Annotated in this window: 20 protein-coding genes, 6 tRNA genes and 1 riboswitch; of the genes, 15 read left to right on the top strand and 11 right to left on the bottom strand. The window is 70.9% G+C overall.

Annotation, left to right across the window (positions count from 1 at the left end):
- Positions 1-535 precede the first annotated feature (535 nt).
- From J8N05_RS05210 to hrpA, 3 genes are all read right to left on the bottom strand, one after another.
- Entirely contained in the window at positions 536-718 is a 183-nt protein-coding gene (locus J8N05_RS05210) for a DUF6274 family protein (RefSeq protein ID WP_210881291.1), read from the bottom strand.
- A gap of 405 nt (positions 719-1,123) precedes the next feature.
- Positions 1,124-1,198, bottom strand: a tRNA-Asp gene (locus tag J8N05_RS05205).
- A gap of 93 nt (positions 1,199-1,291) precedes the next feature.
- The gene (gene hrpA / locus J8N05_RS05200) at positions 1,292-5,290 is read right to left on the bottom strand and encodes an ATP-dependent RNA helicase HrpA (RefSeq protein WP_210881290.1); all 3,999 of its coding nucleotides are present in this window, start codon (positions 5,288-5,290) and stop codon (positions 1,292-1,294) included.
- Positions 5,291-5,437: 147 nt separating this feature from the next.
- On the opposite strand from hrpA, the gene J8N05_RS05195 reads away from it, so the two are divergent.
- Complete coding sequence (locus J8N05_RS05195; protein ID WP_210890026.1) at positions 5,438-6,529, top strand: ABC-2 transporter permease; 1,092 nt, start codon at positions 5,438-5,440, stop codon at positions 6,527-6,529.
- 497 nt (positions 6,530-7,026) lie between these two features.
- On the opposite strand, the gene J8N05_RS05190 is transcribed toward J8N05_RS05195, so the two are convergent.
- The 4 genes from J8N05_RS05190 to J8N05_RS05175 all read right to left on the bottom strand — a co-directional run bounded on the left by J8N05_RS05190 (position 7,027) and on the right by J8N05_RS05175 (position 8,957).
- Positions 7,027-7,100: transfer RNA gene (locus tag J8N05_RS05190), tRNA-Phe, on the bottom strand.
- A 24-nt stretch (positions 7,101-7,124) separates the two neighbouring features.
- Positions 7,125-7,199, bottom strand: a tRNA-Asp gene (locus tag J8N05_RS05185).
- A 48-nt stretch (positions 7,200-7,247) separates the two neighbouring features.
- Positions 7,248-7,320: transfer RNA gene (locus J8N05_RS05180), tRNA-Glu, on the bottom strand.
- Positions 7,321-7,400: 80 nt separating this feature from the next.
- The gene (locus J8N05_RS05175; RefSeq protein WP_210881289.1) at positions 7,401-8,957 is read right to left on the bottom strand and encodes a metallophosphoesterase; all 1,557 of its coding nucleotides are present in this window, start codon (positions 8,955-8,957) and stop codon (positions 7,401-7,403) included.
- 114 nt (positions 8,958-9,071) lie between these two features.
- Here J8N05_RS05175 and J8N05_RS05170 point away from each other — a divergent pair, with 114 nt between their 5' ends.
- The 6 genes from J8N05_RS05170 (at position 9,072) to J8N05_RS05145 (ending at position 16,930) form a co-directional block, all read left to right on the top strand.
- Entirely contained in the window at positions 9,072-9,422 is a 351-nt protein-coding gene (locus tag J8N05_RS05170; RefSeq protein ID WP_210881288.1) for a metallopeptidase family protein, read from the top strand.
- A 354-nt stretch (positions 9,423-9,776) separates the two neighbouring features.
- Complete coding sequence (locus tag J8N05_RS05165) at positions 9,777-10,289, top strand: hypothetical protein (protein ID WP_308286964.1); 513 nt, start codon at positions 9,777-9,779, stop codon at positions 10,287-10,289.
- 325 nt (positions 10,290-10,614) lie between these two features.
- A complete protein-coding gene (locus tag J8N05_RS05160; RefSeq protein ID WP_210881286.1) occupies positions 10,615-12,822 on the top strand; it encodes a DEAD/DEAH box helicase in 2,208 nt (735 codons plus the stop codon).
- 193 nt (positions 12,823-13,015) lie between these two features.
- Complete coding sequence (locus J8N05_RS05155) at positions 13,016-15,100, top strand: LamG domain-containing protein (RefSeq protein ID WP_210881285.1); 2,085 nt, start codon at positions 13,016-13,018, stop codon at positions 15,098-15,100.
- A gap of 100 nt (positions 15,101-15,200) precedes the next feature.
- Positions 15,201-16,736, top strand: coding sequence for an amino acid permease (locus J8N05_RS05150; RefSeq protein WP_210881284.1), 1,536 nt, complete (start codon positions 15,201-15,203; stop codon positions 16,734-16,736).
- Positions 16,737-16,857: 121 nt separating this feature from the next.
- A tRNA-Lys gene (locus J8N05_RS05145) sits at positions 16,858-16,930 on the top strand.
- Between the two features lie 51 nt (positions 16,931-16,981).
- Here the strand turns inward: J8N05_RS05145 and J8N05_RS05140 are convergent.
- The gene (locus J8N05_RS05140; RefSeq protein ID WP_210881283.1) at positions 16,982-17,245 is read right to left on the bottom strand and encodes a GntR family transcriptional regulator; all 264 of its coding nucleotides are present in this window, start codon (positions 17,243-17,245) and stop codon (positions 16,982-16,984) included.
- Positions 17,246-17,429: 184 nt separating this feature from the next.
- On the opposite strand from J8N05_RS05140, the gene J8N05_RS05135 reads away from it, so the two are divergent.
- The 4 genes from J8N05_RS05135 to J8N05_RS05120 all read left to right on the top strand — a co-directional run bounded on the left by J8N05_RS05135 (position 17,430) and on the right by J8N05_RS05120 (position 18,602).
- Positions 17,430-17,699 carry a hypothetical protein gene (locus tag J8N05_RS05135; protein ID WP_210881282.1) on the top strand — a complete coding sequence of 90 codons (270 nt, stop codon included), beginning with the start codon at positions 17,430-17,432 and terminating at the stop codon, positions 17,697-17,699.
- Positions 17,699-17,995 (top strand): hypothetical protein, encoded by a 297-nt coding sequence (locus J8N05_RS05130; protein WP_210881281.1) that lies wholly within the window; start codon positions 17,699-17,701, stop codon positions 17,993-17,995. The genes J8N05_RS05135 and J8N05_RS05130 overlap by 1 nt, the downstream gene beginning before the upstream one ends.
- Positions 17,996-18,064: 69 nt before the next feature.
- Positions 18,065-18,331 (top strand): type II toxin-antitoxin system Phd/YefM family antitoxin, encoded by a 267-nt coding sequence (locus J8N05_RS05125; protein ID WP_210881280.1) that lies wholly within the window; start codon positions 18,065-18,067, stop codon positions 18,329-18,331.
- Positions 18,324-18,602: a type II toxin-antitoxin system RelE family toxin gene (locus tag J8N05_RS05120; RefSeq protein WP_210890025.1), complete on the top strand. Its 279-nt coding sequence runs from the start codon at positions 18,324-18,326 to the stop codon at positions 18,600-18,602. The genes J8N05_RS05125 and J8N05_RS05120 overlap by 8 nt, the downstream gene beginning before the upstream one ends.
- A 44-nt stretch (positions 18,603-18,646) precedes the next feature.
- Here the strand turns inward: J8N05_RS05120 and J8N05_RS05115 are convergent, their stop codons facing one another.
- The 3 genes from J8N05_RS05115 to J8N05_RS05105 form a co-directional block, all read right to left on the bottom strand.
- On the bottom strand, positions 18,647-19,090 hold the full coding sequence (locus tag J8N05_RS05115; protein WP_210881279.1) for a RipA family octameric membrane protein: 444 nt from the start codon (positions 19,088-19,090) through the stop codon (positions 18,647-18,649).
- A gap of 65 nt (positions 19,091-19,155) precedes the next feature.
- Positions 19,156-19,785, bottom strand: coding sequence for a GTP cyclohydrolase II (locus J8N05_RS05110; protein WP_210881278.1), 630 nt, complete (start codon positions 19,783-19,785; stop codon positions 19,156-19,158).
- Positions 19,786-19,926: 141 nt separating this feature from the next.
- Entirely contained in the window at positions 19,927-20,442 is a 516-nt protein-coding gene (locus J8N05_RS05105; RefSeq protein WP_210881277.1) for a MarR family winged helix-turn-helix transcriptional regulator, read from the bottom strand.
- Between the two features lie 94 nt (positions 20,443-20,536).
- Here J8N05_RS05105 and J8N05_RS05100 point away from each other — a divergent pair, with 94 nt between their 5' ends.
- From J8N05_RS05100 to J8N05_RS05085, 4 genes are all read left to right on the top strand, one after another.
- Positions 20,537-21,676, top strand: a complete 1,140-nt coding sequence (locus J8N05_RS05100; RefSeq protein ID WP_210881276.1) for a dihydrofolate reductase family protein — start codon at positions 20,537-20,539, stop codon at positions 21,674-21,676.
- 58 nt (positions 21,677-21,734) lie between these two features.
- A tRNA-Met gene (locus tag J8N05_RS05095) sits at positions 21,735-21,808 on the top strand.
- 164 nt (positions 21,809-21,972) lie between these two features.
- The gene (locus J8N05_RS05090; protein WP_210881275.1) at positions 21,973-23,106 is read left to right on the top strand and encodes a PP2C family protein-serine/threonine phosphatase; all 1,134 of its coding nucleotides are present in this window, start codon (positions 21,973-21,975) and stop codon (positions 23,104-23,106) included.
- A 265-nt stretch (positions 23,107-23,371) separates the two neighbouring features.
- A riboswitch (cyclic di-AMP (ydaO/yuaA leader) is annotated at positions 23,372-23,529 on the top strand.
- Positions 23,530-23,540: 11 nt separating this feature from the next.
- Positions 23,541-24,590 (top strand): M23 family metallopeptidase, encoded by a 1,050-nt coding sequence (locus J8N05_RS05085; RefSeq protein ID WP_384271782.1) that lies wholly within the window; start codon positions 23,541-23,543, stop codon positions 24,588-24,590.
- The last annotated feature ends 24 nt before the right edge of the window (positions 24,591-24,614 follow it).

Genomic DNA, 24,614 nt, shown 5'->3' with positions numbered 1-24,614 from the left:
AACTGCATAGCCACATAACAGGGTATTTCGGCAGGTCCCCCAACTTGTCGGCAGGGCCCTGACGCAAGTACCGCTTCACGCGTCATCCAGTACCACCCAAGCATCACCCAAGTACCAAGCGACGCGGATCCCGCCCCAACGGGGTCCCCGCCCGAGCAAGAACCACAAGCACTGTGGGTGCGTCGTAGATCGCGCTGGACTCCGCCGGGTCCAGCGCGATCTTTTTTGTGCGCTGGTCATGGGGTGTGCGCGCTTGGCGGGTCCGTCTGTGAGTGGCCTTGTCGCAGTCTGGGCGAGGCTGTCGGATCGCCTGTGAGTCCCTCTGGGGCGCGGTGCAATTGCACATATTAAATTGACCAGTTGTAGGTGGGGGCTAAGTTCCGCAGGTTTGAAAACATATGCGGTGACACCCGTCACATGCCGTGGTCCTTGTTGCGCGTGGCATACCTGCGCTAATGGAGGACTCGTTCATCTGGGGCCGCGCGAGGGGTAGTTGACGCGCGGCCGTCGCTCGGGCGGTCGATCGCGCGCTCGCTCACGCCGGGGAGGGGCCGTCGTCCTCCGGGGCGCCGTCCAGGTCCTCGGGGCCGGCCTCCGAGGCCAGTCGCAGGAGGCGGTGGCAGATCGGGCAGTGCCTCGTCCGGTGGCGGTGTCCGGAGGCGGCCGACAGGTGGGCGCGGAGCAGGGCTCGCGTCTCATGCCGAGCGGTCGCCGCCATGGTCACCTCCGGTGGGGTCTGGGGCTTTGGTTTCTAGGTACTTGGGGAATGTGACGGCGTCAAGGGCGTGTGGTCGGCGGGCGGGCCTGGAGGGGTCTGTGGGGGGCGTGTTGGGATCTGTGACGGTTATTGGGGTGGTGATCGGGGTGATGATCGGGGTGATGATCGGGGTGGTGGGGCCTGTTCGTCGGCTGCGGGCCGGTGGGGGCTTGTCGCGCAGTTCCCCGCGCCCCTGAGGGGTGGGGTGCCGTGGGGTGTCGGGTGCGGGCCGGTGGGGGTTGGCCGCGCAGTTCCCCGCGCCCCTGAAAGGCCCCCGGAGGCACCGGAGGGGCTCTCGGAGGTGCGGGCGCACGAAGAAGGCCCCGCTTCCGTTGCCGGATGCGGGGCCTTCTTTTTCTTCTTCTGCGGTCCTGACGGGATTTGAACCCGCGGCCTCCACCTTGACAGGGTGGCGAGCACTCCAAACTGCTCCACAGGACCTTGATTCGCAGTGCGATCTTGCGTTGCGCTGCGAAACGAGACTCTACAGGAGGGGTGGCCCGCAGAGCGAACTCACCCACCGTGCACGCGCCGTCACGGCGCGGCCGCGTCGATCGCCTTCACGATGCGCTTGTCGGAGACCGGATACGCCGTGCCCAGCGCGTGCGCGAAGTAGCTGACCCGCAGCTCCTCGATCATCCAGCGGATGTCCCGGACGGAGGAGGGGACGGGACGGCCCTGCGGCAACTGCTCCAGCAGCCAGGCGTACTCGTCCTGCATCTCGTGGACCTTCTCCATCCGGCTGGTGTCCCGCTGCGCGTTCGTCGGCATCTGCTGCAGCCGGCGGTCCGCGGCGACCAGATAGCGCATCAGGTCCGGCAGCCGCCGCAGGCCCGTGGCCGTGACGAAGCCGGGCCGTACGAGGGCGTCCAGCTGCGTCCGTACGTCCGTCAGGTTGGCGAGCAGCACAGGGCTGCGTACGCCCTTCAGGCGGCGCTCACAGGCCTGCCAGGCGGCCAGCACCTGTTCGACCTGGCCGACCGTGCGGACCGTCGTGTCGACGATCTCCGCGCGCACCTTGTCGTACAGCTTCCGGTACGACTCCTCGTCCCAGGCCGGCCCTCCGAAGTCGCCGATCAGCTTGTCGGCGGCGGCCATCGCGCAGTCGTCGAACAGGGCCTGGATCGACCCGTGCGGATTCGAGGACAGGGCGAGCTTCTGGGCGTTGGTGAGCTTGTCCGACGCGAACTTCGCCGGATTCACCGGGATGTTGCGCAGGATGAGCCGCCGCGTGCCCTTCCACATCGCCTGCTGCTGCTCGGCCTCGGTGTCGAAGAGGCGTACGGAGACGGTGTTCGCGGCCGGCCCGTCGTCGACGAGCGCCGGGTACGCCTTCACCGGCTGGCCCGCCCGGCGCGTCTCGAAGAGACGGGTGAGGGAGCCGATGGTCCAGTCGGTCAGCCCCGTGCGCTCCAGGGACTCCCCGCCCTGCCGCTCGGCGGTGGCCGCCGCGGCCTTGGAGATCGCCTGGCGCGCCTTCGGCCGCAGCCGGATCTTCAGGGCCTCCAGGTCCTTGTCCTCGGCCAGCTTGCGGCGCCGCTCGTCGACGATCCGGAAGGTGATCTTCAGATGGTCGTCGAGCCGGGACCAGTCGAAGTCGTCGGCGGTGAGCGGCACTCCGACCATGCGCTTGAGCTCGCGCGCCATCGTCACGGTCAGCGGCTCCTGCAGGGGCACCGCCCGCTCCAGGAACCGCTGCGCGAAGTTGGGCGCGGGCACGTAGTTGCGCCGGATCGGCTTCGGGAGGGACCGGATCAGCTCGGTGACGACCTGCTCGCGCAGCCCCGGGATCTGCCACTCGAAGCCCTCGTCCGTGACCTGGTTCAGCACCTGGAGCGGCACGTGGACGGTCACCCCGTCCGCGTCGGCACCCGGCTCGAACTGGTACGTGACGGGGAACTTCAGCCGCCCCTGCCGCCAGGAGTCCGGATAGTCGTCCTTGGTGACCGCCCCGGCCGTCTCCCGGATGAGCATCGAGCGCTCGAAGTCGAGGAGTTCGGGCTCCTCGTGCCGCTTGTGCTTCCACCAGGAGTCGAAGTGGGCGCCGGACACGACATGGGCGGGCACCCGCTCCTCGTAGAAGTCGAAGAGCGTGTCGTCGTCGACCAGGATGTCCCGGCGCCGCGCCCGGTGCTCCAGCTCCTCGACCTCGGTGAGCAGCCGCCGGTTGTCGGAGAAGAACTTGTGGTGCGTACGCCAGTCGCCCTCGACGAGTGCGTTGCGGATGAAGAGCTCGCGGCTGATCTCGGGGTCGATGCGCCCGTAGTTGACCTTCCGCTGGGCGACGATCGGCACCCCGTACAGCGTGACCTTCTCGTACGCCATCACCGCCGCCTGGTCCTTCTCCCAGTGCGGTTCGCTGTACGTGCGCTTCAGCAGGTGCTCGGCGAGCGGTTCGATCCACTCGGGCTCGATCCTCGCGTTGACGCGGGCCCACAGCCGGGACGTCTCGACGAGTTCGGCGGACATCACGAAACGCGGGGGCTTCTTGAAGAGGGCCGAGCCGGGGAAGATCGCGAACTTGGCGTTGCGGGCGCCCACGTAGTCGTTCTTCGCGCTGCTGCGGCCGTCCTTCCCGCCGTCCTTGCCGCCCTCCTTCCCGGTCTCCTTCACGTCCTTCATGCCGATGTGGGAGAGCAGACCGGCCAGCAGGGAGAGGTGGACGTGCTGCTCGGGCGCGTCGTCCTCGTTCAGCTGGATGCCCATCTGCTTCGCGACGGTTCGCAGCTGCGTGTAGATGTCCTGCCACTCGCGGATCCGCAGGAAGTTCAGGTACTCCTGCTTGCACATGCGACGGAACGAGGACGAGCCGCGCTCCTTCTGCTGCTCGCGCACGTACCGCCAGAGATTGAGGTACGCGAGGAAGTCGGACGTCTCGTCCTTGAAGCGGGCGTGCTGCTGGTCGGCCTGGGTCTGCTTCTCGGCCGGCCGCTCGCGCGGGTCCTGGATGGAGAGCGCGGCGGCGATCACCATGACCTCGCGCACACAGCCGTTCTTGTCGGCCTCCAGGACCATCCGGGCCAGCCGCGGGTCGACGGGCAGCTGCGCGAGCTTGCGGCCGGTGTCGGTGAGCCGCTTGCGCGGGTCCTTCTCCGCCGGGTCCAGGGCGTTGAGCTCCTGGAGGAGCTGGATGCCGTCGCGGATGTTGCGGTGGTCCGGCGGGTCGATGAAGGGGAACTTCTCGATCTCGCCGAGCCCGGCCGCGGTCATCTGGAGGATGACGGACGCCAGGTTCGTACGGAGGATCTCGGCGTCGGTGAACTCCGGGCGGGCGAGGAAGTCGTCCTCGGAGTACAGCCTGATGCAGATGCCGTCGCTCGTACGGCCGCAGCGGCCCTTGCGCTGGTTGGCGCTGGCCTGCGAGATCGCCTCGATGGGCAGCCGCTGGACCTTGGTGCGGTGGCTGTATCTGGAGATACGGGCACTGCCCGGGTCGATCACGTACTTGATGCCCGGGACGGTGAGGGAGGTCTCGGCGACGTTGGTCGCCAGAACGATCCTGCGGCCGGTGTGCTGTTGGAACACACGGTGCTGTTCGGCGTGCGAGAGGCGTGCGTAGAGGGGGAGGACCTCGGTGAAGCGGTACTTCTTCTTCTCCAGTGCGTCCGCGGTGTCCCGGATCTCCCGCTCCCCGGAGAGGAAGACGAGGATGTCGCCCTTGCCCTCGCCCTGCAGCTCCTCGACGGCGTCGCAGATCGCGGTGATCTGGTCGCGGTCGGCGTCGTCGCCGTCCTCTTCGAGGAGCGGGCGGTAGCGCACCTCGACGGGGTACGTGCGTCCGCTGACCTCGACGATCGGCGCGTCCCCGAAGTGTCGGGAGAACCGCTCGGGGTCGATGGTCGCGGAGGTGATGACGACCTTCAGGTCCGGCCGCTTCGGGAGCAGCTGGGCCAGATAGCCGAGCAGGAAGTCGATGTTCAGGGACCGCTCGTGGGCCTCGTCGATGATGATCGTGTCGTACGCGCGCAGCTCGCGGTCCGTCTGGATCTCGGCGAGCAGGATGCCGTCCGTCATCAGCTTGACGAAGGTGGACTGCGGGCTGACCTGGTCGGTGAAGCGGACCTTCCAGCCGACGGCCTCGCCCAGCGGGGTGTCCAGCTCGTCGGCGACCCGCTCCGCGACGGTACGGGCGGCGATCCGGCGGGGCTGGGTGTGCCCGATCATGCCGCGGACGCCACGGCCCAGCTCCAGACAGATCTTGGGGATCTGGGTCGTCTTGCCGGAGCCGGTCTCGCCCGCGACGATGACGACCTGGTGATCACGGATGGCGTCCGCGATCACGTCCTTCTTCTGGCTGACGGGCAGCTGCTCGGGGTACGAGACGGTGGGCACGCGGCCGCGCCGCTCGGCCATGCGGGTCTCGGCCTTCGCCACCTCCGTCTCGATCTCGGCGGTGACGGCGGCGCGGGCCTCGGGCTTGCGGATCCGGCGCGCGCCTTCGAGCCTGCGCCCGAGCCGGTGCGCGTCGCGCAGTGACAGCTCGGCCAGACGGGAGGCGAGATCGCCGAGGGCGGGGGCAGGATGCGTAGACATACGCGGTCCAGGATCTCACCTCGGGGAAACGTGGGGCGAACGCTTTTGCGCGGGGGCCTGTCCGGCAGGCAGGGCTCCGAGGCCGGCCGGGGCGACCGTCACAGAGAAATATCCTTTATGCGCCTTTAGCGTGGGCGTATGTCCGAGATGCCGCACGGTGCCCATGGCAGACCGCCCACGCGGCGCGAACGCTGGGCCTCCTTCAAGGAGTCCCCCTTCCTTCCCGCGTCGGTGCTGGTGCTGATCCTCGCCGCGGCGGCGGGCCTCTTCGCGGGCTCGTACACGTACTCCATGGCGAACCCGACCCCGCGCCATGTGCCGACCGCGGTGGTGGGCTCGTACGAGGAGGGGCGGGGCAAGGCGTTCCTCGCCGGGATGGAGAAGGCGCTCGACGCCTCCCTGAAGATCCACGCGTACGACAGCCGGGCGGCGGCCGTGCGGGCGGTGGACGACCAGAAGGTCTTCGCGATCCTCGACACGCGGGACAACGGCAGGGCGGTGGTCCTCGACGTCTCCGGGGCGTCCGGGGCCTCGGTCGCGGAGCTGCTGGAGCAGGCGGCGCCGGCCGTCGGCAAGGCCACGGGGGTGGCGGTCACGGTCCGGGACATCAAGCCGCTCCAGGAGGGCGATCCACGGGGCCTCGCCATCTTCTACATCTCCCTGGCGGCCGTGATCATCGGCTTCATCGGGGCGATCCAGCTCAGCGTGCACGCGCGGGGGCTGAACCCGATGGAGCGCATCGGGTTCACCGCCGCGTACGCACTTCTCGGCGGTTTCGTGATCGTGGTGGCGGTCGACTGGATCCTCGGGGCCCTGAAGCTGCCGTTCGTCGAGTCCTGGCTGATCCTCGCGCTGACCATGTTCACGTCCGGCATGGTCTTCACGATGTTCAACACCCTGTTCGGGCGCTGGGCGATGCTGCCCACGTGGGGGCTGATGGTCATGCTCGGCAACCCGTCGTCGGGCGGCGCGGTCTCCTGGCCCCTGCTGCCGTCCCCGCTCGGTGTCATCGGCCGCTGGCTCCCGCCCGGCGGCTCGGTCAACGCCCAGCACACGGCGGTGTACTTCGCCGGCCACCAGCACGTCTTCCCGTTCCTGGTCCTGACCGGCTGGGCCCTGGTCAGCTGCGCGGTCTTCTGGACCTGGCGCCACCGCCACCCGGGAGGCCGCGAACCCCACCCGGCCCACGCGGCGGGCACCCCACCCCCGGAATCCTCGGGGGCGGGCGCGGCGGCCTGACGGCGTCACGGGAACCTACCGCCCCGAGCCCCTGACGCCTCATGGCCCCGGGGCCTGCGCCATGTGGCCGGCGCCGACGGGTCCTTCGGCTGCGGGCCGGTGGGGGCGGGCCGCGCAGTTCCCCGCGCCCCTGAAAGGCGCGTGCCCCTGCAGGACGCCGGATGCAAGGCTCAGGCCGCCGCCCCGAACGGGGCCCCGCCCACGCGGCGGGGCGGTGGTCCGCGTGGCGCGCCGGCGCTGTTGAGGGGCGCGGGGAACTGCGCGACCAACCCCCACGGACCCGCAGCCGAAGGACTCGCCGGCCGGCCGCACGACAAAGGTTCCGGGGAGTCGCGAATCGGGCCCCGCCCACGCGGCGGGGCGGCGGTCCGAGTGGCGCGCCGGCGCTGTTGAGGGGCGCGGGGAACTGCGCGACCGGCCCCTACGGAGCCGCAGCCGAAGGATTCAGCCCCGGCCACGGCGAAGGCCCCGTCTACCCGGACGGGGCCTTCGACTTGTGGCTGGGGCCGGGATCGAACCGGCGACCTATCGCTTTTCAGGCGATCGCTCGTACCAACTGAGCTACCCAGCCACGCGGTTCAACAAAGAACCGCAGCGGTCCTGACGGGATTTGAACCCGCGGCCTCCACCTTGACAGGGTGGCGAGCACTCCAAACTGCTCCACAGGACCCAGCTTTGTGCGCAAGCGAGCGAACTCAGTCTCGCACACGGTATTGCGTGCCCCCAACGGGATTCGAACCCGTGCTACCGCCTTGAAAGGGCGGCGTCCTAGGCCGCTAGACGATGAGGGCTATCGGCCCACCTGGGCGCTTCGCAGCGCGTCGGGGACGTGAGAAGCATATGGGATGTCGGGAGGGATCGCCAAAACGGTTTACGGGGTGGGGGTGGAAGGGGTGCGGGAGGCGGGCGCGCCGGGCTGGTTCTCCTTCGGGAGATGGCGGCTGACCTCGGCCGTCGTCAGTCCGAGGCCGCCCAGTTTGATCTCGTCCCAGGCCTGGAGGCGGCGGGTGTCGCGGTCCAGATAGAGGATCGACGTCTCGATCGGCGCGGGGTCGTCGCCCTCCAGCGCACGCAGCCCGCCCCCGCCCGTCGAGCCCTCGATGCGCAGCCGCGTGCCGTACTTCATGACCTCCATCTCCTGGTGGTGGACATGGCCCGCCAGGACCAGCGGCACGTCCCCGTCCGTCTCGCGCGCTGCCGTCGGGTTGTGCGCGATCGCGATGTCGACCGGGGTTCCGGCCGCTTCCTGGTCGCGGAGGGAGGAGGCGAGCCGGGCACCCGCCAGCACCTCCGACTGGCCGGCGCCGCCCACCCCGGCCGAGCGGTCCGGGGTGAACTGCGGGTCGCCGATCCCCGCGAAGCGCAGGCCGGCCACGGAGACCGCCCGGCCGTCGTCGAGGACGTGCACGTTCTTCATGCGCTCCAGGTAGTCCTGGGTGGCCTGGCCGTCGTGGTTGCCGCGCACCCACACGTACGGAGCGCCGAGGTCGGCCGCCGGGTCCAGGAAGCCGTTCTCCGCGGCCGTCCCGTGGTCCATCGTGTCGCCGGAGTCGACGATGACATCGATCTTGTACTGCTCCACGAGCGACGCGACGATCTTCCAGCTCGCCGGGTTGAGGTGGATGTCGGAGACGTGCAGGACCCGGATGGTGGAGGGGTCCGGCGCGTACGCGGGCAGCGTGGACGTGACGTCGTACAGCTTCGTCACGTTCGTCACCAGGCGGGCCAGTTCCTTCTGGTAGACGTCGAACTCGCTGACGATGCTGCGCGCGTTGCCGACGACCGAGGGTGCCGAGGAGAGCAGGCCCGAGAACTTCGGTTCAAGGACCGACTTGGGGTTCCAGGTGGCGAAGGCCGTCGCCCCGCAGGTCGCCAGCAGGGTCAGCGCCAGGCCGCCCGCCGCGAGGGCCCGGCGCGGGCGGCGGTAGACCGCGAGACCCAGCCCCGTCGCGCCGGCGACCACGGCGACACAGGACCGTACGGCCAGGTCGAGCGTGCCGGCGCCGACGTCCTCGGCGACCTCGTCCTGGAGGCCGGAGAGCCGTTCCGGATGGTCGACGAGGGCCTGCGAGCGGACCGGGTCGAGCTGGTCGACGTCCACGTCGAGCCGCAGGGGAGCGGTGTGGCTGCGCAGTTCGAGGGCGCCGAGCGGGGAGACGTTGATCTTCGTCCCGCCGGTGAGAGAGGGGCGCAGGGTCATCGTGGTGTCCATGGGGCCGACCTGCGCCCGGACGTTCCCGACGACCAGCAGACCGAGCCACGCGCCGAGCAGGACGACGGCGACGAGTCCGAGCGCACGGGTATAGGGGTGCGGCTGCTGGACGAGTTCGATGGCGGGCTGGGAGCGGCGTGAGCGGTAGTGCCGTACGAGGATGCGGGGAGCCTTCCGTACGCGGAGCAGAGCGGCGGCAGCGGGGACGCGGGCCATTGGGCCCGTATGCCCAAGGGGCGGGGCGGGTATGCGGCTTCCGTCCCGGTGACCTCCGCGGCTCCGGCACGCGGCAGCCCTGGCGTCCGGGCGTCCGTGCCGGACAATGGTCTTGTGCTGGAGATGACGCGCGAGGACTTCGAGGAACTGGTCGCCGAGGCCCTGGACCGGATCCCGCCGGAGCTGACGCGGTTGATGGACAACGTGGCGGTGTTCGTCGAGGACGAACCGCCCGCCGACGATCCCGAGCTGCTCGGGCTCTACGAGGGGACGCCGCTGACCGATCGCGGTGAGTGGTACGCCGGGGTGCTGCCGGACCGGATCACGATCTACCGGGGGCCCACGCTGCGGATGTGCGGGACGCGCGAGGAGGTGGTGGCCGAGACCGAGGTGACGGTGGTGCACGAGATCGCCCACCACTTCGGCATCGACGACGCGCGCCTGCACGCCCTCGGCTACGGCTGAGGTCCGGCCCCGGCCACGGTGCGTCTGTCGGGTAACGGGTGCGGGTGCGAATGCGGGTGCGTCGTGGCTGGTGTCGCGCAGTTCCCCGCGCCCCTGAAGGCAAGGGCCCGGCCCCGCCCGAAGGAGCGAAGCCGGTGAACACGTGCTCAGGCCGGCGTCGGGCGATCGGACGCGCCTGTCGTCCGGCCGGGCGCGGCTGACATCCGGTCCTGTGCGCACGGGTACGCATACGGCGGCGTGTCCTCTTGCGGGCGGCGGGAGTTGGGCAGGGGGACTCCTCATACCTATCCCCGCGCTCCCGGCTCCGTCCGGACAGGAGGGGACCCCATCCGGAGGTAGCTGCCCGTGCGCGCCATGTACGTACCCGTCCGTCTGGCCGCCGCGGCCCTGGCAGTCGCCGCCTCCGCGGGCTGCATGAGCGTCGGCGACGACGAGGGGAGCAGCCGGGTCAGGCCCTCCCACTCGGCGGGGCAGCGGGGCGGCGAGGAACCCGACGGGGGGTCCGCGGTGAGCGGCGGCGCCCCGGGCCGGCACGGGGTGAGTGACGGAAAACACGCCGGGGCGAAGCCGGGCAGGTCCGCGTCCGGGACGGCGTCGCCGTCGGCGGGGGAGAGCGGTTCGGCCGCGCCGAAGAAGCCGGCCAAGGGCGACACCGGCGGGAAGAAGCCCAGGCCAGGGGTGCCTTCGCCGACGAAGGAGCAGCCCACGCCGACGCGTCAGGACCCGGAGCCGACGCCTCCCAAGGAGACCCCGCCGCCGTCCCCGGACCCGACCACCGCCGAGCCGTCGTCCTCGGCGCACCCGGAGCCGGAACCGCAGCTCGTCGAGCGCCGGGAGCCGGCGCCGGCGGCGGGAATCGAAGCATGAGCGGCGGCGGGGACCGAGGCATGAGCGGCAGCGGGGGCCGAGGCACCAATGGCGGTGCCGGGATCGAGGCCTGAGCGGCTGTCGACCGCCTCGGCGTCAGGGTGTCGTGCGGGCCTCTGACCTGGACATTCGACCCCGGTTTGCCTTGAGTGGCACAGGGTGCGTATGGTAGTAGATCGTTTGATCCCATCGCCCGGCGCCATCACAGAGCGCCGCGTGGCGCGTACTCTCCCTTGCCGTGGCTGACCGCATTGAGGCGGTCGTTTGCGAAATCACGGAGTTGACGGGCGCGTGCCGAAGAGACTCCGGAAGGTTTCGCATTCGCATGTCCATTTCCAGTACTGATCACATCGTCGTGCCCGAGAACGAGGCACCCGAGGTGACCGAAGAGCACGCGGCCCCCGAGGTTTCCGCGGCTCCCGAGACCCCCGAGGTCACGTTCGGCGACCTGGGTCTCCCCGAGGGCGTCGTGCGCAAGCTCGCCCAGAACGGCGTGACCAGCCCCTTCCCGATCCAGGCCGCGACCATCCCGGACGCCCTGGCCGGCAAGGACATCCTCGGCCGCGGCCGTACCGGCTCCGGCAAGACCCTCTCGTTCGGCCTGCCGCTGCTCGCGCAGCTCTCCGGCGGCCACACCGAGAAGAAGAAGCCCCGCGGCATCATCCTCACGCCGACGCGTGAGCTCGCGATGCAGGTCGCGGACGCCCTCCAGCCGTACGGCGACGTGCTCGGCCTGAAGATGAAGGTCGTCTGCGGCGGTACGTCGATGGGCAACCAGATCTACGCCCTGGAGCGCGGCGTCGACGTCCTCGTCGCCACCCCGGGCCGACTGCGCGACATCATCAACCGCGGCGCCTGCTCGCTGGAGAACGTCCAGGTCGCCGTGCTCGACGAGGCCGACCAGATGTCCGACCTGGGCTTCCTGCCCGAGGTCACCGAGCTGCTCGACCAGATCCCCGGCGGCGGCCAGCGCATGCTGTTCTCGGCCACGATGGAGAACGAGATCTCCACGCTGGTCAAGCGCTACCTCACCAACCCGGTGACGCACGAGGTCGACAGCGCCCAGGGCAACGTCACGACCATGTCGCACCACATCCTCATCGTGAAGCCCAAGGACAAGGCGCCGGTCACCGCCGCGATCGCCTCCCGCAAGGGCCGCACGATCATCTTCGTCCGCACCCAGCTGGGCGCCGACCGTATCGCCGAGCAGCTGTGCGACTCCGGCGTGAAGGCCGACGCGCTGCACGGCGGTATGACGCAGGGCGCCCGTACGCGCGTCCTCGAAGACTTCAAGAAGGGCTACGTCAACGCGCTCGTCGCGACCGACGTCGCGGCCCGCGGCATCCACGTCGACGGCATCGACCTGGTCCTGAACGTGGACCCGGCCGGTGACCACAAGGACTACCTGCACCGCTCCGGCCGTACGGCCCGTGCGGGGCGCAGCGGCACGGTCGTGTCGCTCTCCCTGCCGCACCAGCGTCGGCAGATCTTCCGTCAGATGGAGGACGCGGGCGTCGACGCCACGCGCCACATCATCCAGGGCGGCGCCGCCTTCGACCCGGAGGTCGCGGAGATCACGGGCGCCCGGTCGATGACCGAGGTCCAGGCCGAGTCCGCGGGCAACGCGGCGCAGCAGGCCGAGCGTGAGGTGTCGCAGCTCACCAAGGAGCTGGAGCGCGCGCAGCGGCGTGCCGTCGAGCTGCGCGAGGAGGCCGACCGCCTGGTCGCCCGCTCCGCGCGTGAGCGCGGCGAGGACCCGGAGGCCGCGCTCGCCGAGGCGGCGGCGGTCGTCGAGGCCGCCGCGGCGGCCGTGGCGCAGGAGCCGGTGGCGCAGGCCGCCGAGCCGCGCGACGAGCAGCGTCAGCGCCGTGACGACCGTGGCAACTACGAGCGCCGCGACAACCGTCGTGACGACCGTCCGTCCGGTGGTTTCCGCCGTGACGACCGCGGTGGCGACCGTGGCGGCTTCCGCCGCGACGACCGCCCCTCGGGTGGCTTCAACCGTGACCGCCGTGACGGCGACCGTCCCTCGGGCGGTTTCAACCGTGACCGTCGCGACGACCGTCCGTCGGGTGGCTTCGGCCGCGACCGCCGTGACGAGCGTCCCTCCGGTGGCTTCCGCCGGGACGACGAGCGTGGCGGCCGTTCCTTCGACCGCCGTGACGACCGTCCCTCGGGCGGTTTCCGCCGGGACGACCGTCGTGACGACCGCGGTGGCGACCGTGGCGGCTTCCGCCGCGACGACCGTCCCTCGGGCGGCTCGGGTGGCGGCTTCAACCGCGACCGCCGCGACGGCGACCGTCCCACCGGCGGCTTCCGCCGTGACGACCGCCCCTCCGGTGGTCACCGGGGCAGCGACCGTCCGTTCAACCGTGACCGGAGCGACCGTCCCACCGGCGGCTTCCGCTCCGGCGGCCACGACCGCCCGTCCGGCCGCCGTGACGACCACCGCGGCTCCGGCTCGGGTTCCGGTTCCACCGGCTCCTCCTACGGCCGCCGCGACGACAAGCCGCGCTGGAAGCGCAACGGCTGACGCAGGCTGACGCCGTAGCGGCAACGCAGTACCCGGCAGTACACGAAGGGCCCGAACGACCTCGGTCGTCCGGGCCCTTCGGCGTTCCCGGCCGCCGAAAAATGACAACTCCCCTGTCGTGACCGGCTGTTACGCTCCGGCGCGGAATCGGACGGCCCGGCGGCGGATCGCCGGGCCCAGGGGAGGGGACCCGTTGAAGCCACCAGTTCGTCATGCCCTCGTACGCCGCGCGATCGCCGTGACGCTCGCGTCGTCGGCCCTCGCGCTCACCCCGTGGACGGCCGCGGCGGCGGAGAACCGACCGCCGTCGCAGCCCGCGGCGGCCGATCTGATGACCGGGGGCGCGGCTTGTGCGGGTGCCGCGGACCCGACGTACGTGCGCTGGGAGCCGACGCTGTCCGCGGTGCTGCGCGACCCGGACGGAAACCGGGTGAGTGCCCAGTTCGAGGTGTCCTGGACGGACGACGCGGGCGCCCCTCAGGTGCGTACCGTCGAGACGACCGCCAAGGTCGGCGGCTCGTCGTTCAGTTGGACCGTGCCGTCCGACGTACCGGCGTTCACCGCGGTGAGCTGGCGGGTGCGGGCGCACGACGGCACGGTGTGGGGGCCGTGGAGTTCGGACGGCGGCGGTACGTCCTGCGCCTTCGTCTACGACGACGTGGCGCCCGCGAAGCCCTCGGTGTCGTCGCCCGAGTACCCGGACGACGACGTGTGGCACGACGGGGTGGGCAGGTACGGCACGTTCACGGTCGACTCCGCGTCGGACGACACGGTGTCGTACCTCTACTCCTTCCAGGGCGAGGGCACACGGACCGTGAAGCCGGCGGAGTCCGGTGGCCCGGTCGTGCTCACCTACCTGCCGCAGTCCGTGGGGCTCCCCACGCTGACGGTCAAGGCCGTCGACCGGGCGGGCAACGCGAGCGCGCCCATGGACTACATGTTCCGCGTGAGCGAGGGCCGTACGCCCGTAGCCGCGTGGAAGCTCGCCGACGCGGCCGGGGCCACCGAGGCGGCGGCGGGTGCGGGCGGCAGACCCGCGACGGCGGGTGACGGGGTCGCGTTCGGCGCCGAGGGCCCCGCGCGGACCGCGGTGACGGGAGCGGCCGGGTTCGACGGCACGGACGGGGCGTACCTGACCAGCGGCGCCCCGGCGGCCGACCCGGCCGGGGCCTTCACCGTCAGCGCCTGGGTACGGCCGGACTCCCTCGCCGAGGACCTGGCGGCGGTGAGCCAGGACGGCGGCGCGGACGCGGCGGCGTTCGGGCTGGGGACGGACGACGGCGCCTGGTCCTTCACGGTGGGCGGCTCGGTCGTACGGGGCGGGGTGCCGGAGAGCGGGGAGTGGGCGCAGCTGACGGGCGTCCACGACCCGGTGGCCGGGACGGCCCGCCTGTACGTGAACGGCAGGCCGGTCGGCACCGCCGAGAACGTCACGGCGCCCTCGGCGTCCGGGAACCTCCAGATCGGGCGGAGCCGGGGCGGTGCGGGCGGCAACTGGCACGGCGCGCTGGCCGACGTCCGGGTGTGGGACCGGGTGGTCGTCGCGCCCGAGGCCGCCGCGCTCGCGAAGCGGGGCACCGCGAGCAAGGGGTACTGGGCACTGGACGAGGCGTCCGGCGGCAGCAGCCCCGAGCGGGACGGCGGACTGCCGCTGACGCTCGGCGGCGACGCGAGGGTCTACCGTGCCGACGATTCCTGCGACCCCGGGGCCGACCCGGACTGCGCTTCGGCCCCGTACCCCATCGTCGGTGAGGGACATCTCGTGCTGGACGGCGACGGCGACTTCGCCGCGGCGGACGGTCCGGTCGTCGACACCGGGGACAGCTTCTCGCTCTCCGCGCACGTGCGGATCGACGGCGAGGCACAGGACCGGCCGATGACGGTGGTGTCGCTGCCGGGTGCGGACGGTTCTCTCGCCGCGGTGCGCTACTCGGGGGCATCGCAGCAGTGGCAGGTGACTCTGACGGACTCGAACGGGGAGAAGACCACGCTCACCGCGGACGACATGTGGGCGTCCCCGGACTACGACCACCATCTTTCGCTCGTGTACGACGACGCGGCCGACGAGATCCTGCTGTACGCCGACGGGACGGTCTCGGCACGGGCGTCGTACCGGCCGGGCTGGACGGCGAAGACCGGCATCGAGGTTGGCCGGGCGCGGTCGGCCGGAGGCTGGGGCGAGTACCTGCAGGGGCTTGTGGACGAGGTGCATGTCCACGCGGGGGTACTCAGCCAGCATCAGGTCACCTCCCTGCAACTCGGCTTGACCGACGTCTAGAGACCGGGTCGGCCGAGCCGTGACCCCACCGGCCGTGTTTCGGCCAGATCAACCGCACTGTGGCGCATGTCATACCCCCGGCGAGGGAATTGCTGGGGGCATGACAGAAGACGCCAGAGTGAGTGGGCTGTCGGACGAAGAGCGGCTGGCCCAGCTCGGTTACACGCAGGTTCTCGCCCGCCGCATGTCGGCGTTCTCCAACTACGCGGTCTCCTTCACGATCATCTCGGTCCTGTCGGGCTGTCTGACGCTCTACCTGTTCGGCATGAACACCGGCGGCCCGGCGGTGATCACCTGGGGCTGGGTGGCGGTGGGTCTGATGACCCTGTTCGTCGGGCTCGCGATGGCCGAGATCTGTTCGGCGTACCCGACCTCCGCGGGCCTGTACTTCTGGGCCCACCGCCTCGCCCCGCCGCGTACGGCGGCGGCCTGGGCGTGGTTCACGGGCTGGTTCAACGTCCTCGGCCAGGTCGCCGTGACCGCCGGCATCGACTTCGGCGCGGCCTCGTTCCTGGGCGCGTACCTGAACCTCCAGTTCGACTTCGAGGTCACCCCCGGCCGCACGATCCTGCTCTTCGCCGCCATCCTGATCCTGCACGGGCTGCTGAACACCTTCGGCGTACGGATCGTCGGCCTCCTCAACAGCGTCAGCGTGTGGTGGCACGTCATCGGCGTCGCGGTCATCGTCGGCGCGCTGACCTTCGTACCGGACCAGCACCAGTCCGCGTCCTTCGTCTTCACGGAGTTCGTGAACAACACGGGCTGGGGCAGCAGCTTCTACGTGGTGCTGCTGGGCCTGCTGATGGCGCAGTACACCTTCACCGGGTACGACGCCTCGGCGCACATGACGGAGGAGACGCACGACGCGTCCACGGCCGGGCCCAAGGGCATCGTCCAGTCCATCTGGACGTCGTGGATCGCGGGCTTCGTCCTCCTCCTCGGCTTCACCTTCGCGATCCAGTCGTACGACGGCGCCCTCACGTCACCGACGGGCGTACCGCCGGCCCAGATCCTCCTGGACGCGCTCGGCGCGACGGCGGGCAAGCTCCTGCTCCTCGTCGTCATCGGCGCGCAGCTGTTCTGCGGCATGGCGTCCGTGACCGCCAACTCCCGCATGATCTACGCCTTCTCGCGCGACGGGGCGCTGCCGTACTCCAACCTCTGGCACACGGTGAACCCGCGCACGCGTACGCCCGTCGCGGCGGTGTGGCTCGCGGCGCTCGGCGCGCTGGTGCTCGGCCTGCCGTACCTGATCAACGTGACCGCGTACGCGGCGGTGACGTCGATCGCGGTGATCGGCCTCTACATCGCGTACGTGATCCCGACGCTGCTGCGGCTGCGCAAGGGCGAGGCGTTCGAACGGGGGCCGTGGCACCTGGGCCGCTGGTCCCGCCCGATCGGCATCGTGGCGGTCGTCTGGGTGGGCGTGATCACGATCCTCTTCATGCTCCCCCAGGTCTCCCCGGTCACCTGGGAGACCTTCAACTACGCGCCCGTCGCGGTCCTGGCAGTCCTCGGCTTCGCGGCGGCGTGGTGGTTCGCCTCGGCCCGCCATTGGTTCCTCAACCCGGACCACGAACGCACCCGCGCCCGCGAGGCGGCCCGAGCGGGCGCCCCGGAACCACTGGATCCGTGACGCCCTGAACTCCCCGACGCGGCCGGGACACCGATACCCGATCGGAGTCCCGGCCGCGTCCGGCTATGCTCGTTCCTGCGTCGACCATGGTCGGTGCGTGCGCCGGCGTCGGCCGACGCACGGACCCTTAGCTCAATTGGCAGAGCAGTGGACTTTTAATCCATTGGTTGTGGGTTCGAGTCCCACAGGGTCTACACGAAAGCCCCCAGCTCAGAGGCACTTGAGCTGGGGGCTCGTTTTGTTCGTCATGCCTGACGGGGTTCGCCCTCGTCGCCGGGCGCCTTCGGCATGTCGATGACGTACGTCCCCTTCGCGGGCAGGGTGGCGACGAGTCCTCGCCTTCGGAGTTCGACGATGGTGCGGCGCACGGTGCCGATGCTCACGCCGTACAGATCCGTCATGGCTCGCTCGCCGGGCAGCGCGGCCCCTTGCGGCAATGTGCCGGACGCGATGTCCGCGGCGATCGCGTCGGCGAGTTTCACGTACTCGTAGCGTGGAAGCTCACTCATCTCTCCACGGTGCCGCAGCCCTACGCGTACCGCAGGGGCAGAACGCGTCCCGCAGCGTCGGGACGCGGTATTGAGCAGGGGGGTGCAGGGGGACGCAGTTCCCGGTATGGTCGAAATATGCAGGACCCCGGCGAGGTGGCAAGACCTCCCGGGGCGTGGTCAACGCTGAAATAGGAGCGTCAACATGCTCGACCCTATCCGCCGCGCCCTCCAATGGATGCGGCTTCTCTTCTGCCCGGGTACCGGCACGCGGCGGCGCACACGTCATCGGACCTATCTCTGTCTTCACATCACCGCCGTACGGCACCCCGTGCACCCCGTGCACCCCAGCCTTGTGGAAGGCGACCCGGAAGCCGCACTCCAGCAGCGCCGTCGGCTCGCCCTCGTGCTCGCCGCCGATCTTGGGATCGATCTCGACTCGCATCTGATCGGTGCGCGGGAGGTGGCCGCCTGATGGAGCGTCCCGCCGGCCCCGCGCCGCGTCTGCTGCCCTGGCAGTCCCTCGACGGGAAGCCCTGTTACCTGGTCGCGGACAGTGGCGGCGGGTATCTGTCCCGGCTCGCCGACGACCTGGAGACCGTCCTGCTCGCCACGGGCGCCGATGTGCTGGAGCTCGCCCGCCCGTTGCTCGACGATCCGGCGTCACCGCCCGCGGAGCTGCGGTTCGCCGGACGTCGGCTCGCCGAGTGCCTGACCGACGCGCTGCGCGTCGCCGAGTCCCGGGGGATGCGTCTGACCGGCGCCGAGTAGCCACTCCGAAGGAGACCCGGCCCGGTAGGCGCTTTGTGTACACCTGGTGCACTCGGTACTCTTGAGCGCATGACCCATATGCCCATAGAGTCCATCCGCGACGTGCGCGCCCACCTGGCCGAGGTGGTCGAGCGGGCCGACCGGGACGACACCCCCACGGTCATCACCCGTCGGGGCAAGGAAGTGGCAGCCGTCGTGTCGATCGAGGTCCTGCGCAGGTACCAGGAGTGGGAAGAGCGCGAGATCAACCGGATCATCGACGAGCGCATGGCGAACACGGCGGACGGCGTCCCGATCGAGGACGTCATGAGGGAAACGTTGGCACGTGGTGAATGAGCCCGGCGCGCCTGCGTATCGCACCGTCTTCCGGCCGGAGGCGCGGTCGGAACTGCGCAAGATCCCCCGGGGTGCCGCGCTGCGCATCCTCGCCAAGCTGGCGGAGCTGGAGACGGACCCGCTCGGCTTCCACACCACCGCGCTGGTCTCGCAGCCGGATAGGCGCCGCCTCCGCGTCGGGGACTACCGGGTCATCTACACGCTCGACAACGGGGAACTGGTGGTGTGGGTGGTCCACGTCGGACACCGGTCCACCGTCTACGACGTATGACCGTGCGGCTACCGGGGGCCACGTGAGGGGCTCACGATTCGGGCTCACGTGATCACCAGCAACGCCCCCCACATCACCACCGCCAGCGCGGGCAGCAAGTAGGCGATCAGGACGATCGAGCGGCCTCGGCCCCGGCCCTGGCCGCGGGTGGACCAGCTCGACCACGTCGCCGCGTACTCCGGCAGGCGTTCCACCGCTCGGCGTTGCACGTGCTGGTAGTACAGGCGGTGCCGGTGGCCGACGTACAGCCAGGTCAGGGCCAGTACGAGGCCGAAGGCGGCCAGGACGCGTGCTGCCACGAGGTGGTGCTCCGAGGTGAGGAGCGTCGTGTACGCCACGGCGAACAGCGACTGGCCCACCAGGAAGAGGTTGCCCCGCTGGAACAGCATGGTGTTCTCGTGCAGCGTGTGCTGCCAGAGTCTGCCGTCCTCCGCGATGCGCTGCGCCTGGGCCTGGGCCTGGGCCTGAGTGTCCCCGTCATCCCCCATGGCACCGTTCTGCCCCGCCGTCGCGCGGAGCCACCGCTTCCGGGCGATGCGGAACGGCCGCCGTGTCAGCCCGCCGTGAGCTTCGCCAGCGGCAGCGTGTGCTGGGTCTGGAGGACCTTCGCCCGCAGGTACAGGACGTTGTGGGCCGTCGTGAACACGCCCGTCGGGACCCGGTGCTGTACGTCGATGCCGAGCGCCCGGAGCTGCTCCGCCTTGTCGGGGTTGTTCGACAGCAGGTCCAGCTCCGTGATGCCGAGCGCCGTGAGCATCTGGGCCGCCGCCGTGTAGTCACGGGCGTCCTCGGGCAGGCCGAGGGCCGTGTTGGCGGCGTACGTGTCGAGCCCCTCGTCCTGTAGGGCGTACGCGTCGAGCTTGTTGTAGAGGCCTATGCCACGGCCCTCCTGGCGGAGGTAGAGGAGGACGCCGCCGCGCTCGGCGATCTGCTCGACGGCCTCGCGCAGCTGCGGCCCGCAGTCGCAGCGGGAGGAGCCGAAGGCGTCGCCCGTCAGGCACTCGGAGTGCAGGCGGACCAGGGGCGTGGCGCCGGCGGGGTCGCCGAGGACCATCGCCACGTGTTCCTGGCCGTCGGTCAGGCCGTGGAAGGTGACCAGTTCGGCGTCGACGCTGTAGCCGTCGTGGAAGCGCAGGGGCACCTGGACGCGCGAGCGCTGGGTGGCGGCGGGGTAGTCGGGCATGCGGGTACTCCGGTCCACGTTCTCATCTGCTTCAGATTTGAAGCAGATCCTCGAATCGAGACCCTAACCCATGCTTTAAAGTTAAAGCAACGGATGTCTTCTGAAAGAGGCCCCGGGCGGAAGAGGCCTCAGACGGAGGGCCTACGCGCACGGACCCGGCGAGCGGCGGCGCCACGGGACGTCGTCCGGAGGCGCCTGCGCGTCATCGCCCTCCAGGCCCCGCGCGACACTCGCGCAGATCTCCTCCAACTGCCCCACCTGCTCCGGGGTGAGGCGGTCGAAGAGGGCCGCGCGGACCGTCCCCACATGGCCGGGGGCCGTACGCTCCAGCAGCGCCATCCCGTCGTCCGTCAGGACCGCGGTGCTCCCGCGCCTGTCGCTGGGGCAGCCCTCACGGCGTACCGCCCCGTCCTTCTCCAGGCGGGTCACCGCGTACGTCAGCCGGCTGCGCGTGATCTTCGTGCGCTCGGCGAGATCGGTCATGCGCAGGCGGCGGTCCGGCGCCTCGGAGAGGTTGGCCAGGATGGAGTAGTAGACATGCGGCATACCGGCCTCCTGCTGGAGCTGCCGGTCGATCGCGTCCTCCAGGAGGTGGGAGGCGGCGATGTAGGCGCGCCAGGCGCGCTGCTCCTCGGGGGTGAGCCAGCGGGTCGTCATGGCCCCAGTGTAAGTTTGTTTCAAACTTGAACCAAGACGAGCCAGGGCCCAGCGCGGTCCCCGCCCCACCCGCCCCGCGAAAGAGAGCGCGTCCATGCCCCACCCCTACGTCCTGTTGTCCGCCGCCGTCTCCCTCGACGGCCGCCTGGACGACACCGGCCCCGAACGGCTGCTGCTCTCCGGCCCCGCCGACTTCGACCGGGTCGACGAGGTACGGGCCGACTCCGACGCCATCCTGGTCGGCGCGGGCACCCTGCGCGCCGACAACCCGCGGCTGCTCGTGAACTCCGCCGAGCGCCGCGCCGCCCGCGTCGCCGCCGGCCGCCCCGCGTACCCGCTGAAGGTCACCGTCAGCGGCACCGGCGACCTGGACCCCACCGCCAACTTCTGGTCCACCGGCGGCGAGAAGGTCGTCTACACGACGGACGAGGGCGCTGTGACGGCCGCCGAGGCCCTGCACGGGCTCGGCGTCGACGTCGTCCCCGTGGGGCCCGGACTGGACTGGCGGGCCGTGCTCACCCACCTCCACGACGTCCGCGGCGTACGGCGGCTCATGGTCGAGGGCGGTGGCCGGGTCCACACCCAGCTCCTCCAGCAGGGCCTCGCCGACGAACTGCAGCTCGCCCTCGCGCCCCTCGTCGTGGGACAGCCGCACGCGCCGAAGCTCTTCGGGGACGGCGAGTACCCCGGCGGCCCCCGCAACCGGCTGCGGCTGATCGAGACCCGGCCCGTGGGAGACGTGGTGCTCATGCGGTACGTGCCCACCGCGCCCGGCACCGGACCCGTACCCTCCGCCGCCGACCACCGGTGGCTGGCGCTCGCCTGCGAACTGGCCGCCGAGTGCCCGCCCTCGCGGACCGCCTTCAGCGTCGGCGCGGTCGTCGTCGCGGCCGACGGTACGGAGCTGGCCCGCGGGTACTCCCGCGAGTCCGACCCCCTCGCGCACGCCGAGGAGGCCGCGCTCGCCAAGATCGAGCCGGGCGACCCCCGCCTCCCTGCCGCCACGGTCTACAGCAGCCTGGAGCCCTGCGCCCGCCGGGCCTCGCGGCCCGCGCCCTGCGCCCGGCTGATCCTCGACGCGGGGGTGCGCCGGGTGGTCACCGCGTGGCGCGAGCCCGACACCTTCGTGGCCGCCGCCGACGGGAACGGCCTGCTCGCGGCCGAGGGCGCCGACGTCGTCGTACTCCCGGAGCACGAGAGCGCGGCCAAGGCGCCCAACCGCCACCTGAACTGAGACCGACATCTAACGGTGTGCTTCGCGTCCCGCGCATGGCGTACACTGGTTTCAACGACGCGGGGTGGAGCAGCTCGGTAGCTCGCTGGGCTCATAACCCAGAGGTCGCAGGTTCAAATCCTGTCCCCGCTACTGAAGGCCTGAGGCCGGAATCCAATGGATTCCGGCCTCAGGTGTTTTACCTTCCCCTGTGCCGTCCCCGCGCCCGCGCTCACTCGCCCGGTCCCCGTCCGCTCGCCCCGTCCCGCCGGTCCCTGAACCCTGGACGGAGCGAGGTGGTCGAGGGCAGGAGACACGTGATCGGGCGTCGAGCGGTCGAGCAGCGGTCGCCGGGCTCCGCCGGGCCTCAGCCGGACAGGCGTACCGGCCTGTATCCCCGTACCCGCGCGGTCGTCCGCGTGCTGCCGGCGCTGCTGATCGTCGCGGGCGTCTTCTACGACGTCCTCACCCCGCAGTACTTCACCGCCGCGCCCTTCCTCTCGGCCGCATCGCTCGTCGCCGCGCCCCTGCTGTCGCTCGGCGCCACCGTGTGGACGGGCGTCGCGGGGACGGCGGCCATGATCCTGGTGACCGTGCGGTTCGCCGTCGACGCCAGCGGGATCACCGAGATCGCCACCGTGGCGACGGTCGCCTGCCTCGCCGTCGTCATCAACCGGCTCGTGAGCCTCGGCAACGCCCGCCTCGCCTCCGCCCACGAGATCGCCGAGGCCGCCCAGCGGGCCGTCCTGCCCGAACCCGCCGCGCGCACCGGCGGCCTCGACCTCGCGGTCCGGTACGTGGCCGCGCAGACCGACGCGCTCATCGGCGGCGACCTCTACGCCGTGCAGGACACCCCGCACGGCGTACGGCTCGTCGTGGGCGATGTCAGGGGGAAGGGCATGGGCGCGGTCGCCGCCGTGGCCGTCGTCATCGGGGCCTTCCGGGAGGCCGCCGAACAGGAGAGCACCCTGGAGGCCGTCGCCCAGCGGCTGGAGCGGTCGCTGATGCGCGAAGGGGTGCGGCGCGACAGCGTCGAGGTCTTCGAGGGCTTCATCACCGCCGTGCTCGCCGAGATCCCGCACGGCGCCCAGCGCGTACGGCTCGTCAACCGCGGCCATCCCGGACCGCTCCTGCTGCGCGGCGACGGGACCGTACGCACGCTCGCCGCTGCGGAACCCGCGCTGCCGCTCGGAATGGGCGACCTGGGCGCCTGGCCCGACCGCGTGCAGGAGGAGGAGTTCCCGGGCGGGGCCATGCTGCTCTTCCACACGGACGGGCTGTCCGAGGCCCGGGACGGGCGGGGCGTGTTCTTCGACCCGGCGGCTCGGCTGTCCGGGCGCCGGTTCGCCGGCCCCGACGCCCTGCTCGGCGAACTGGTGGACGACGTGGTCCGGTACACCGGGGGCGGCGGTACGGACGACATGGCGCTGCTCGCCGTCCGGCGGCCGTGAGGGCACCGGGACGTCTTCCCGGCCCTCGCCGCACCTATATCACCTGCAGTAGTCGAACGACGCCCCTGCGCATAACAACTGACACACCGTCAACAAAAACGGTACCTGTGAATGACGATCAACTCGCCCGATTTACCCCGCTCGCAGCGTTTAAGTCCAGGCCAGCAGCCGTAACGATCATCAGGAACAGCTTGGAATCCGGTGCCTGAGTCTATTAACGTTCGATAACGCAGCGCGGTGTCCCAGCCGTCACAAGAGACGGCTCCGTGCGCACGCGCCGAATCCCGCAAGGGAACCGGGGAACCACCTACATGGGGTGAATCGCGTGTCTTTCGTGGTGGTGAACACCGCGGTTGACGCGCGTAGGAGACCTTCCTGCTCCGAACCCGTCAGCTAACCCGGTAGGCGAGAAGGAAGGAAAGGAGCGCGCCCACGTGGCGTTCAACAGGCCTGCCCCCACACCCTCGTTCATGCCTGACGAGGTGACGGGAGAGACCTCGGGCGAGAAGAAGCCCGACACCTTCGCCTTCGGCGCCCGTACGGCGGACGAGCCCTGGGAGCCCTGGAATCCCAGCGCTGAGACCGTCGTTCCGGTTCGCGGCAAGCACCGCGTCGCCAAGCAGCGTGGCGGGGGACTCGCCCGCAGCTCCACCGTTCTGGGCGTCGGTGTCATAGCCGCCGTCGGCGCGGGCGGCATGGCCTCCGCGCAGACCGGCAAGCCGCCGGTGTCGATCTCGATCCCCGACCTGCCGAACGTCGGCTCGCTGATCTCCGACGACGAGGCCCCCGAGGGTTCCAGCACGGCGCTCACCGCCGCCGGCCTCACCGAGGCCGACGCCGAGGAGGGCAACGCCGACGCCGGCGAGGCCCTGCGCTCGCGCATCATGCTCCAGGCCGAACTCCAGCAGGACCAGGTCGACCGCGACGCCCAGGCGGCCGCCGAGGCCGCCGCCGCGAAGAAGGCCGCCGCGCTCGCGGCCAAGGAGCAGGACGCGGCGAAGGCCAAGGCCGCCGCCGCGAAGGCGAAGAAGGAGGAGGAGGCCAAGGCGAAGGCCGAGGCCGCGCGCCTCGCCGAGCTGGCCAAGCAGTTCACACTGCCCACCTCCTCGTACACGATCACCTCCACCTTCGGGCAGTCCGGCTCGCTGTGGTCCTCCGGTCAGCACACGGGTCTAGACTTCGCCGCTCCCACGGGTACCCCGATCAAGGCCATTCACAGCGGCACGATCACCGAGGCGGGCTGGAGCGGCTCGTACGGCTACCGCACGGTCCTCACGCTCGACGACGGTACGGAGCTCTGGTACGCCCACCAGTCGTCGATCGGCGTCAGTGTCGGGCAGAAGGTCAGCACGGGCGAGGTCATCGGGCGCGTGGGTGCCACCGGAAACGTCACCGGGGCGCACCTCCACCTGGAGGTCCACACGGCCGGCGGCACCGGGATCGACCCGATGGCCTGGCTGCGCGGCAACGGCCTCAACCCGTAAGCGGGCCGGTCCCCGCGTAAGCAG

It is taken from the genome of Streptomyces liliiviolaceus, from assembly GCF_018070025.1.
GTDB classification, from domain to species: Bacteria; Actinomycetota; Actinomycetes; order Streptomycetales; family Streptomycetaceae; genus Streptomyces; species Streptomyces liliiviolaceus.
The sequence above is the reverse complement of the archived record's forward strand: the minus strand, read 5'-3'. Positions and strand labels throughout refer to the sequence as shown.

Coding starts and splice junctions, on each gene's coding strand:
- J8N05_RS05105 (WP_210881277.1), bottom strand. CDS start 20,442: ATGACGACCCGCTGGCTCACCCCCGAGGAGCAGCGCGCCTGGCGCGCC.
- J8N05_RS05110 (WP_210881278.1), bottom strand. CDS start 19,785: ATGCCCGACTACCCCGCCGCCACCCAGCGCTCGCGCGTCCAGGTGCCC.
- J8N05_RS05195 (WP_210890026.1), top strand. CDS start 5,438: ATGCCGCACGGTGCCCATGGCAGACCGCCCACGCGGCGCGAACGCTGG.
- J8N05_RS05165 (WP_308286964.1), top strand. CDS start 9,777: ATGTACGTACCCGTCCGTCTGGCCGCCGCGGCCCTGGCAGTCGCCGCC.
- J8N05_RS05125 (WP_210881280.1), top strand. CDS start 18,065: ATGACCCATATGCCCATAGAGTCCATCCGCGACGTGCGCGCCCACCTG.
- J8N05_RS05130 (WP_210881281.1), top strand. CDS start 17,699: ATGGAGCGTCCCGCCGGCCCCGCGCCGCGTCTGCTGCCCTGGCAGTCC.
- J8N05_RS05140 (WP_210881283.1), bottom strand. CDS start 17,245: ATGAGTGAGCTTCCACGCTACGAGTACGTGAAACTCGCCGACGCGATC.
- hrpA (WP_210881290.1), bottom strand. CDS start 5,290: ATGTCTACGCATCCTGCCCCCGCCCTCGGCGATCTCGCCTCCCGTCTG.
- J8N05_RS05115 (WP_210881279.1), bottom strand. CDS start 19,090: ATGGGGGATGACGGGGACACTCAGGCCCAGGCCCAGGCCCAGGCGCAG.
- J8N05_RS05175 (WP_210881289.1), bottom strand. CDS start 8,957: ATGGCCCGCGTCCCCGCTGCCGCCGCTCTGCTCCGCGTACGGAAGGCT.
- J8N05_RS05210 (WP_210881291.1), bottom strand. CDS start 718: ATGGCGGCGACCGCTCGGCATGAGACGCGAGCCCTGCTCCGCGCCCAC.
- J8N05_RS05150 (WP_210881284.1), top strand. CDS start 15,201: ATGACAGAAGACGCCAGAGTGAGTGGGCTGTCGGACGAAGAGCGGCTG.
- J8N05_RS05135 (WP_210881282.1), top strand. CDS start 17,430: ATGCTCGACCCTATCCGCCGCGCCCTCCAATGGATGCGGCTTCTCTTC.
- J8N05_RS05100 (WP_210881276.1), top strand. CDS start 20,537: ATGCCCCACCCCTACGTCCTGTTGTCCGCCGCCGTCTCCCTCGACGGC.
- J8N05_RS05160 (WP_210881286.1), top strand. CDS start 10,615: ATGTCCATTTCCAGTACTGATCACATCGTCGTGCCCGAGAACGAGGCA.